This window comes from Paraperlucidibaca sp., from assembly GCF_982810325.1.
This window is the reverse complement of the sequence record NZ_CEYEMI010000029.1, coordinates 1-9,747: the sequence shown is the minus strand read 5'-3', so window position 1 is coordinate 9,747 and position 9,747 is coordinate 1. Positions and strand designations below refer to the sequence as shown.

9 protein-coding genes are annotated in these 9,747 nt (G+C 51.8%); 4 read left to right on the top strand and 5 right to left on the bottom strand.

The window, feature by feature from the left end; translation table 11 throughout:
* On the bottom strand, positions 1 to 509 hold a 509-nt coding region (locus AC3DKE_RS09215; RefSeq protein WP_487990504.1), incomplete at its 3' end, for a hypothetical protein.
* Between the two features lie 119 nt (positions 510 to 628).
* Here AC3DKE_RS09215 and AC3DKE_RS09210 point away from each other — a divergent pair.
* Positions 629 to 1,405, top strand: a complete 777-nt coding sequence (locus AC3DKE_RS09210; protein WP_340675816.1) for an FKBP-type peptidyl-prolyl cis-trans isomerase — start codon at positions 629 to 631, stop codon at positions 1,403 to 1,405.
* 53 nt (positions 1,406 to 1,458) lie between these two features.
* Here AC3DKE_RS09210 and AC3DKE_RS09205 read toward each other — a convergent pair whose 3' ends face one another.
* Genes AC3DKE_RS09205 through AC3DKE_RS09195 form a run of 3 tightly spaced genes read right to left on the bottom strand, consistent with a single transcriptional unit; the run spans position 1,459 to position 5,914 of the window.
* On the bottom strand, positions 1,459 to 1,941 hold the full coding sequence (locus AC3DKE_RS09205; RefSeq protein ID WP_487990503.1) for a disulfide bond formation protein B: 483 nt from the start codon (positions 1,939 to 1,941) through the stop codon (positions 1,459 to 1,461).
* Entirely contained in the window at positions 1,942 to 3,519 is a 1,578-nt protein-coding gene (gene gshA, locus AC3DKE_RS09200) for a glutamate--cysteine ligase (protein WP_487990502.1), read from the bottom strand.
* A 46-nt stretch (positions 3,520 to 3,565) separates the two neighbouring features.
* Positions 3,566 to 5,914: a Tex family protein gene (locus AC3DKE_RS09195; RefSeq protein WP_487990501.1), complete on the bottom strand. Its 2,349-nt coding sequence runs from the start codon at positions 5,912 to 5,914 to the stop codon at positions 3,566 to 3,568.
* A 147-nt stretch (positions 5,915 to 6,061) separates the two neighbouring features.
* Between AC3DKE_RS09195 and ompR the strand changes: the two genes are divergently transcribed.
* Together ompR and AC3DKE_RS09185 are read left to right on the top strand one after the other, a co-directional pair.
* Positions 6,062 to 6,790 (top strand): osmolarity response regulator transcription factor OmpR, encoded by a 729-nt coding sequence (gene ompR / locus AC3DKE_RS09190; RefSeq protein ID WP_340675820.1) that lies wholly within the window; start codon positions 6,062 to 6,064, stop codon positions 6,788 to 6,790.
* Entirely contained in the window at positions 6,790 to 8,142 is a 1,353-nt protein-coding gene (locus AC3DKE_RS09185) for an ATP-binding protein (RefSeq protein WP_487990500.1), read from the top strand. The genes ompR and AC3DKE_RS09185 overlap by 1 nt, the downstream gene beginning before the upstream one ends.
* A gap of 1 nt (position 8,143) precedes the next feature.
* Here the strand turns inward: AC3DKE_RS09185 and hslO are convergent, their stop codons facing one another.
* Positions 8,144 to 9,016, bottom strand: a complete 873-nt coding sequence (gene hslO / locus AC3DKE_RS09180; RefSeq protein ID WP_487990499.1) for an Hsp33 family molecular chaperone HslO — start codon at positions 9,014 to 9,016, stop codon at positions 8,144 to 8,146.
* Positions 9,017 to 9,143: 127 nt separating this feature from the next.
* Between hslO and AC3DKE_RS09175 the strand changes: the two genes are divergently transcribed.
* Positions 9,144 to 9,747: outer membrane beta-barrel protein (locus tag AC3DKE_RS09175; RefSeq protein ID WP_487990498.1), on the top strand; the 604-nt coding region annotated here is incomplete at its 3' end.

The following is a 9,747-nucleotide window of genomic DNA, read 5'->3' as shown; positions in this document are numbered from 1 at the left end:
TTGGCTGGTGCTTTAGCGGCAGGCTTAGCAGCAGTGCCTTTTAACTTGGCTTGCAAAAATGCTTTCAATTCACTTTTCTGCGATGACTTTAAAATCTCACGGCGTGCTTGATAATCTTTTTTCGCAGCAGCAATAACTGCCTTCGCCTCGACTTGTACCTGACGAATACTGTCTTTAATCAACGCTACCATTTCTTTGTCACCGGCAGCTTTTTGCAATTGTGCTTGCAGCTTATCGATGGCTTCTTTTGCACTAGCTTCCGCTTTTTCAATCAGCTTCATGCCAGCTTCAACATAGCCTTCGGCTTCTTGTTGCGCCTTATCAACGGCTTTTTGTAATTGATCGCCTAACTTAGCAGCTTGCTTCTCTACGTCGGCTTTGATTTTTTCCACCTGGCTCGCTGCTTTAGCAGCGTTGGCCTTGATGGGCGATGCTTTTTTCTTTGCAGCGGGCATGGAAAATTCCTCAGATGGTTTATGCAAAAAAGAAGTTAAACGAAGATGCGTCAAATTGCGAGTCTATCAGCGAAACTTTTACAACTTTCTGTCGGAACTTAATCAATTGGCTAGTGGTCACACACGCTTCTTGTGCTTATGCTCAGCTTCACCAACATTTCTTGGAGTTTCCTATGCGTCGTCTTGTTCTCGCCGCTGCCATTTTATTTACCGCCTCAGCGGTGCAGGCAGATACCGATATTGCTCCAGCTTCTTTTGCCACTGCTCCAGTGCTTGCTCCAAATAGCGGCAAAAAGCCTGTAGTCGATAAAGAACAATTTGCCTACAGCATCGGCTATATGAATGGCCAAGGTAGTGCCGAGCAAATTCCAGATCTCGATACCGATACTTTCATTCGGGGTTTTAAAGATGCGATTGCCAAAAAAGAAAGCTTACTCAGTGCGCAAGAACGCACCACTGCAATTAATCGCTATAAAGCTCAGCGCATGGCGCAACTTGAGGCCGATTTAAAAGCTTTAGCAAAAGAAAACGCTGAAACTGGCCGAGCTTTTCTAGCGCAAAATCAAAATGCCGAAGGCATTAAAGTCACCGAGTCTGGCCTGCAATACCGTGTACTGAAAGAGGCAACAGGTAAAAAACCATCAGCCACTGATACCGTTAAGGTTAATTATGAAGGCGCATTTTTAGACGGCACGGTGTTTGATAGCTCAGTAAATCGTGGCGAGCCGGCCACATTTACTATTGGCAGTGTAATTCCCGGCTGGACTGAAGGCTTACAAATGATGCCCGTTGGTTCGGTGTATGAGTTCTTTGTTCCTTCCGATTTAGCCTATGGCGAAGAGGGTGCAGGCCCCATCCCGCCAAATGCTGTACTGAACTTCCGTGTTGAACTACTCAGCATTGAGAAATCTACTGCTGCATCGACACCGTCTAAAAAGAAGAAGAAATAAGACATAAAAAAGCCGGCAAAAGCCGGCTTTTTTATTACCCATGAACACCGTAGTTAGCGACGCAATAGCTGCACAACAGCAGCGCCAGTCATGCCAGCGAACATCAGCAATGTCCATTCGGGCAAACTAAAGCCAAGCAATGACCAATCCACTAAGGCGCACTCACCAGCGCCCTTAAAAACCTCATTAATCACTTGCTGCAATGGCAGGGCATCTAGCCAGTAGTCTAGCCCTGGGCCGCAGCTCGGCACTTGATCAGCCGGCAAGTGCTGCAACCAAACATGACGGCCAGCAACACCAACACCTGCCACACCAGCTACAGCAGCTAGGCCAGCATAAATTCGTCGACCAAAGCCCTGACGATTGTGCAAAAAGGCCAGCAAGCTAACGACACCAAATCCAATCACCGCCACGCGCTGAAATATGCACAGCGGGCAAGGCTCAAGGTCTTGGTAGTGCTGCAAATAAAGCGCAGCAGCCATTGCGACAACTGAGCTCAAGGCCATCCATAAAAATAAGCGTTGGGTGTTAAACATTTAGGCGGCTCCAGTTGGGGTGTCGGCAAAATACTGCTGCAAAAAATCATCAAAGGCTGGTGCAGGCGCTGCCTCTAAATCGGCCTGACGCTGCAATGATGCTTCAGCTTCGTCGCGATAGGCTGCCGCACGCTCATTGGCTAGCGGGCGCTGCATGAAGTGGTCGCGAGCGCGCTCAGCACGATCCATGGCAAAGTTATAGAAGCAGCCATCCCATTTGTCGATCGCCTGCAAAACCATCGCCGATCCTGTCAGCGCAGGGTCTTCCAGTTTGGCAAGCTGTGCTGCAACCGCGGCACTATACGTGTTGGTCACATGTGCCGAATCTAATATTTCGGCGACAGCGCGCAGCTCAACAAACAGCCTAGAGGCAAGCTCACGGAAGCGTACGGACTCACGGCCGGTATCAATTTCTAATGCTGGATCACGACCGCACTCGACCATAGCCTGTTGGTTTAATGGTAGGCGCTGATAGTCGACGTCATTGAAGGTTGGACTTTCTGCAAGTGCGCAATGCAGCGCAAAAACCTCCAAAAAGTGCGCGCTCTCGCAGCTAATGCCGAAAGGCTCAAACGGGTCTAAATCAACACAGCGCAGCTCTACATACTCAACGCCAGATCGGGCTAAGGACTGTGTTGGGCGCTCGCCTGAGGCTCCGTTACGCTTAGGTCGAATTAAGCCGTAATACTCATTTTCTAATTGCAGAATATGGCCATTTAGCTGCTGATAAATACCGTTCTGCTTAACGCCCATGGCCTCATAAGGCGCATACGGTGTCCGAATGGCGCGATCAAGATCACGTACATATTCATCGAGGGCGTTATACGACACTTTCAAGTCTGATTGAGCATCGTTTTGATAGCCCAAAGAACTCATGCGCAAGGATGTTGCATTGGGTCGATATAGCGTGCCCGATGGCATGGCATCTAGGCCGTGCTCACGGCCGGCTAAAAAGCTACCGCATACCGCCGGACTCGCTCCAAGCAAATACAAAAGCAACCAGCTGCGCCGCTGGAAGTTGCGTATTAACGCGAAGGATTTTTCTGAGCGGAAGTTAGTCAAGCTTTGCGTATTGCCGCTCGCCTCCTGCCAGGCCTGCCAAAAACTATCGGGGAATGACAAGTTGTAATGAATGCCGGCAATGGTTTGCATGCGTCGGCCGTAGCGCAGGCCGAGGCCGTGGCGATACAGCGTTTTCATGCGACCGATATTGGAGCTGCCATATTGCGCGAGCGGGATTTGTGCATCGGGGCCAAGCTTGCAGGGCATGGAATTGACCCATAAGCGCTCACTGCCTAGCTGCGAATAGACATAGCTATGAACTTCATCGAGATAGCCGAAAGCACTCGCGATGCTGTCGCAAGGCGGCGTGATGAGTTCAAGTAGAGCCTCGGAATAATCCGTCGTTATACTCGGGTGCGTTAGCGCTGAGCCGAGTGCAGCAGGGTGTGGTGTTTGCGCCAACCAGCCATCACTATCGATACGCAGCGACTCTTTTTCCAAGCCACGCTTCATGCCCTGCAAACAACTTGCTTGCTTACTCAGCCACTGCAGCTGGATGCTTAATTCGCGGTCCATCGACCTCTCCTAAATCGCCGCCGTTACTGGCCACGATGACAAATGCTTATTTCGATACGCCGGCTTTGCGAAACAAGTCGCCTAAGGTGCCGGACTTTAATGGCGCGCTGCCTTGTTGTTGGCGTTGCGGCTGCTTAGCTGTTGCGGCGCTCTGGCGTGATGCGCCGCGCGGTGATGATTGGCGGTCTTTCGCTACGCCATCGCCGGCTGTCGGCAACGCCGCATCTAGCTTACAAGACAGAGCAATACGCTTACGCGGCAGATCCACTTCCATGACTTTCACTTTGACAATATCGCCAGCCTTCACCACCTCATGCGGATCTTTGATGAAGCGATCCGACAGCACAGAAATATGCACTAGGCCATCCTGATGCACACCAACATCAACAAATGCGCCGAAGGCAGTAACGTTAGTCACCACGCCTTCGAGCACCATGCCGGGCACCAGGTCTTTCATTTCAGTTACAGCATCACTAAACGTTACCGCTTTAAATTCAGGGCGCGGATCACGGCCGGGCTTTTCTAGCTCGCTGAGCACATCTTGTACCGTGATCAAACCAAAGCTTGTATCGACAAAATCTGCTGGCTTTATCGACTTTAATGCTTTGCTATTGCCAATGAGCTGCGCGAGATCACATGCAGCAGCGGCCTGAAACTTCGCCACTAGTGGATAAGATTCTGGATGCACTGCTGATGCATCCAGCGGGTTGCTACCTTGGGCAATGCGCAAGAAGCCTGCGGCTTGCTCAAATGTACGCTCGCCTAAACGCGGCACTTTTTTCAGATCTTGGCGATCGCGAAAGACGCCATTAGCATCACGGAATGCCACGATGTTTTGCGCTAGCGTTGCGTTTAAGCCGGCGATGCGCGTGAGCAGTGCTGCCGAGGCCGAGTTCACATCCACGCCAACGGCGTTTACGCAATCCTCTACAACAGTGTCGAGCATGCGCGAGAGCTTGAGCTGATTAACATCATGCTGATACTGACCAACGCCAATGGCTTTCGGATCGATTTTCACCAGCTCCGCTAGCGGGTCTTGCAGGCGGCGAGCAATCGATACCGCACCTCGGAAAGTCACATCGAGATTGGGGAATTCTAACGCGGCCAATTCAGACGCTGAGTACACCGATGCGCCGGCTTCGCTGACCACGATTTTGGTCAATCCAAGAGACGGATGCTTCTTCATCAGCTCGGCGACCAACTTATCGGTCTCGCGCGAGGCCGTGCCATTGCCAATGGCGACGAGCTCAACGCCATGTGTTTTACATAGCTCAGCGAGTGCATGCAGCGAACCATCCCAATCGTTGCGCGGCTGATGCGGGAAAACCGTGCTATGCGCAACGAGCTTGCCAGTGCCATCGACAATGGCGACTTTAACGCCAGTGCGCAGGCCAGGGTCTAAGCCTAATGTCGGGCGCAAGCCAGCGGGCGCGGCCATTAATAGATCTTTCATATTGCGAGCAAAGACGCGGATAGCCTCTTCTTCGGCCTGCACGCGCAACTCGCCGAGCAAGTCGCTTTCCAAATGCGTGAGCAGTTTCACGCGCCATGTCCAGCGCACAACTTCATTCAGCCAAACATCGGCAGGGCGATTAGCCGCCTCAATGCCAACATGATTGGCAATTAAATGCTCGCAGGGATGCACGCCATCATCGGTATCTGGCAGGGTAAAGTTTAGCGACAAAAAGCCTTCATTGCGGCCACGGAACATCGCCAACGCGCGATGCGATGGCACTTTAGCCAAGGCTTCATCATGCGCAAAATAATCCTGAAACTTTGCTGCCGCCGCTTCTTTACCGACCACTACACGAGCACTTAATAAAGCACGACCTTTCAAGTAATCGCGCAATAAAGCCAGCAAATCGGCCTGCTCTGCAAAGCGCTCCATCAGTATATGTTTTGCGCCATCGAGCACGGCTTTCACGTCAGGATAGGCCAAGCCGCCCTCGGCAGCCTCGGCCACAATAAACGCTTGCGCCTCAGCTTCCGGCACTTTAGAAGGGTCGTTAAACAGCATATCGGCCAGTGGCAAAAGGCCGGCGGCGATGGCTTGCTGGCCCTTAGTCACGCGCTTTTGCTTATATGGCAAATACAAATCTTCCAAACGCGCTTTAGTTTCAGCGGCCAGAATTTGTTCGCGCAAAACGTCGGTCATCTTGCCTTGCTCTTCAATACTGGAAATGATGGCCGTGCGGCGATCACTCATCTCACGCAAATACACTAACCGTTCTTCGAGCTGGCGCAGCTGTGTGTCATCGAGCGCTCCGGTCACTTCTTTACGATAGCGCGCGATAAACGGCACCGTAGCGCCGCTATCCAATAAGTCGATGGTGGCTTCGACCTGCTCAGGTCGCACATTGAGTTCACGGGCAATTTGTAAAGCTAGCGCAGACATAACAACTCACAGTATTGTTAAAACGATTTTTAAGATGCGCAATTAAACCACTTACTCCGCCGCCTGTGTCAGGCAAAAGCCGCCCGTGTTCAAACGCCTTGCGCCTGCGTACACTCAGGCTTAACGGTAAAACCAGATGAGGATGGGATGAATAGCGACAACCGCGATGCCCAGAAGATTTTAGTTGTCGATGACGATGTGCGCCTACGCACGCTTTTACAGCGATTTTTAGAAGACCAAGGCTATGGCGTAAAAACAGTCGCCGATGCCGTGCAAATGGATCGCGTACTCGGCCGCGAGCTATTCGCGCTGATCGTGCTCGACTTTATGCTGCCTGGCGAAGATGGCATTGCCATTTGCCATCGCCTCCGCGAGTCAGGCAATAACACGCCAATTATTATGCTTACCGCGCGTGGCGCAGACAGCGATCGCATCAACGGCCTTGAAGCCGGCGCCGATGATTATTTGCAAAAGCCATTTAATCCGCAGGAGCTTTTAGCGCGCATGAAGGCCGTACTGCGCAGGCAGACGCGCGAACTACCTGGCGCGCCATCACAAACCAGCGAAGTTGTCAGCTTTGGTCCATGGACACTGGACTTATCAACGCGCCAACTGAGCAATACCGGCACCTCGGTATCGCTGACGACGGGCGAATTCGCCGTCTTAAAAGCCCTAGTACAACATCCACGCGAACCACTCACTCGGGATAAGCTCATGGCGCTCGCTCGCGGCCGTGAGTGGGGCGCGATGGAACGATCCATCGATGTCCAAGTTTCACGCCTACGCAAGCTCATCGAAACCAATCCCGCTAACGCCCGCTATATCCAAACTGTGTGGGGCGTGGGCTATGTATTTGTGCCCGATGAGCTAATCTAATGCTCAAGCTGCAAGATCCGGCTAAGCGCAAACGCAGCCTCGTGCAATGGCTGAAGCCACGCTCGAGCGCCATGCGCACGACGCTTGTTATTGGCATCGTGGTGCTGATGAGTCAGGCGCTATCGATTGCGTTTTTTTGGCAAAACTTATATTTGCCGGAGATTCGTCAGCACGCGCATAGCTCTGCTATTAAAATGCTGAAGCTAAGCGATGCTGAGCGCGAAGGCGTTGCGCCAGAGATTATCGATCGTGCGCTTCGAGACTACGGAAATGTAGAAATTGTTCGTGATGTCGAACGCTTTCCATCGCCACGTGATAAATGGTTTGCTGAGCTATTTACCGACCGCTTTCAAAAGCAGCTACGCCGCGAAATAGGCTTTCCATCCTTGGTGTACTTCGAGTTTAAACCGGTCCCTACACTCTGGATAAGCGCCGACACCGAGCAACCCATGTGGGTACGCGAAGAGCTGCTATTTATGCAGCAATACAGCCCGGGCATTATTTTAGGATGGGTCTTGGGCGTTCCGCTGCTATCGATCATTGCCATTATTATTCTGGCTCGCCAGCTCAACCGACCATTAAAGCGCCTGCAACTAGCGGCGATACGCGTCGGGCGTGGGCAGCACAGCACGCAGCTGGATGTGCAAAGTGGGCCAACAGAAATTCGCGCAGTGAACCGAGCCTTTAACCAAATGACACGGCAAATTCATCTCGCCGAGCAGGAGCGCACGGTTATGCTCGCCGGCATTTCACATGACCTGCGCACACCATTAACACGCATGCGCCTGACAGCTGAAGTGATGCGCGATCGTGACTTAGCAGAAGGCTTGGTTACAGATATCGAGGATATGGACGCGATTTTGGATCAGTTCATCGCCTTTATGCGTGATGGCTCAGAAGAGCAGGCCGAGCAAATCGACTTAAATGCCTTGGTCAGTGAAGTGACGCAACAATTTTGCCATCTTATTCGTATCGAAACTGTGCTTAGTGAAATCCCACCACTGCGCTTACGCAAACTGTCGTTTAAACGGCTTATCGGAAATCTAATTCAAAATGCGATGCGCTACGGCCAAGCCCCTGTCGTGTTTAGCACAGAAGAAGTAGGGCCCAATATTTTATTGCGTTGCCGTGATCACGGACAGGGAATTGATGAAACGCGCATGCAGGAGCTGCAGGAGCCATTTCGCCGCGGCGATAGTGCGCGCGGCTCGCAAGGCTCGGGCTTGGGTCTTGCCATTGTGGCGCGCATTGTCTTGCAGCATCGCGGCCAACTACACCTAAGCAATCATCCCGATGGCGGCTTGGACGTTAGCATCACGCTGCCCAAACCTAGGCTATGGATGCGTCGCTAGCTTATTGCACGCTATCTGGCGCATCCGCAGCAGGTTGAAATAGCTGCTCGATGTCTACCGCATCGAAGCCATAAACCTGATGGCAAAACTGACAGTCGACGCTGATCGTGCCTCCTTGCTCAGCAGCAACTTCGCGCAGCTCTTCAACACCCAACGACACTAAGGCGTTGGCACTACGCTCACGCGAGCAGGTGCACTTAAAACGCAGCTCTGTCGTCGGGAAAAGTTCAACCGACTCTTCGTGAAAGAGCCGATATAAAAGCTGCTCGGGATCAACGCCTAATAGCTCTTCATTTTTCACCGTCGCCGCCAATTGTGTGACGCGCGGCCACAAATCATCGTCTTCGCCACTATCATGACCCGGCAAAACCTGCAGCATTAAGCCTGCAGCACCTTTGTTGTCGGCAGCAAAAATGAATTTCGTCGGAAGTTGTTCAGACTGCTGGAAGTAATAGCCCAGTGCGTCAGCCAAACTCGCGCCCTCTAGCGGCACAATACCTTGGTAACGTTCGCCATCATCAGGTTCGATAGTAAGTAGCAGGCGGCCGACACCTGTGAGTGTTGTCCACTGCGTATCGGCATAGCTTGCATCAGCGTCAAAGCGAGCTATTGCACGCACATCACCAGCATGATTGCACTCCGCCATAATCAAGCCAACAGGGCCATCGCCTTGAATTTGCAGAATAAGGCTACCTTTGAGCTTTAGGGTTGCCGTCATTAGGGCAACAGCCACCATAGCCTGTCCTAATAATGCTGCTACAGGCTCTGGATAGTGGTGCTTTGCCAGAGCGGCCCGATAGGCTTCATTGAGCCGGCAAAGCTCTCCTCGAACAGGCGTATTTTGAAAATGAAAGCGCTGAAGAAAGTCTGGCACGATGAAGAACTCACATGAAAATAGTTGGGCTGAGTGGCGATGTCGTCTACTTGACCAGTTTACTGCATCGCACTACTCTACGTGCTGTTACATCTAGTAATCATTTATTTACAAGGATTTATTGACTATGAAATTGCATAAACTTGCTTTGGCAACATTTATGGCTACAGCTGCCATGGCAGCTCATGCCGAAATCACTGTCAGCCCGATGATCGGCTACCACATGTACGACAATGACAAAGGCCTCGACGATGGCGTCGACTCCTCATTAGCTCTTGGTTACCGCGTCAATCCAAATGTAGGTTTAGAGCTTCGCTACGGCTTCGCCAACCCAACAAACAAAGCGAGTGGCACGGGTGCTACTCGCCATGAAATGGCTACTTTAGATACTTACTACCGCTTCAATGTTGAAAACAAACTACAGCCTTATGTTCTGATCGGCGGTGGTTTGGCTCGCGGCACAAATAACGGCTATACAGAACACACTATTGCTAACGTCGCAGTTGGTGCCTTCTATGAAATGGCCGACAACCTAGCGCTTCGCGGCGAAATCCGTGGCGTTGAAGATATGCAAGAAAGCGATCACGACGGCATCGCCTCTGTTGGTGTGACTTATAGCTTCGGCGGCCAAAAAGCAGCAGCCATTGCTCCAGTAGCTGCCGTTGCTGTGAAAACAGATGGCGACGACGACAAAGATGGCGTTGCTAACAGCGCTGACAAATGCCCAGGCA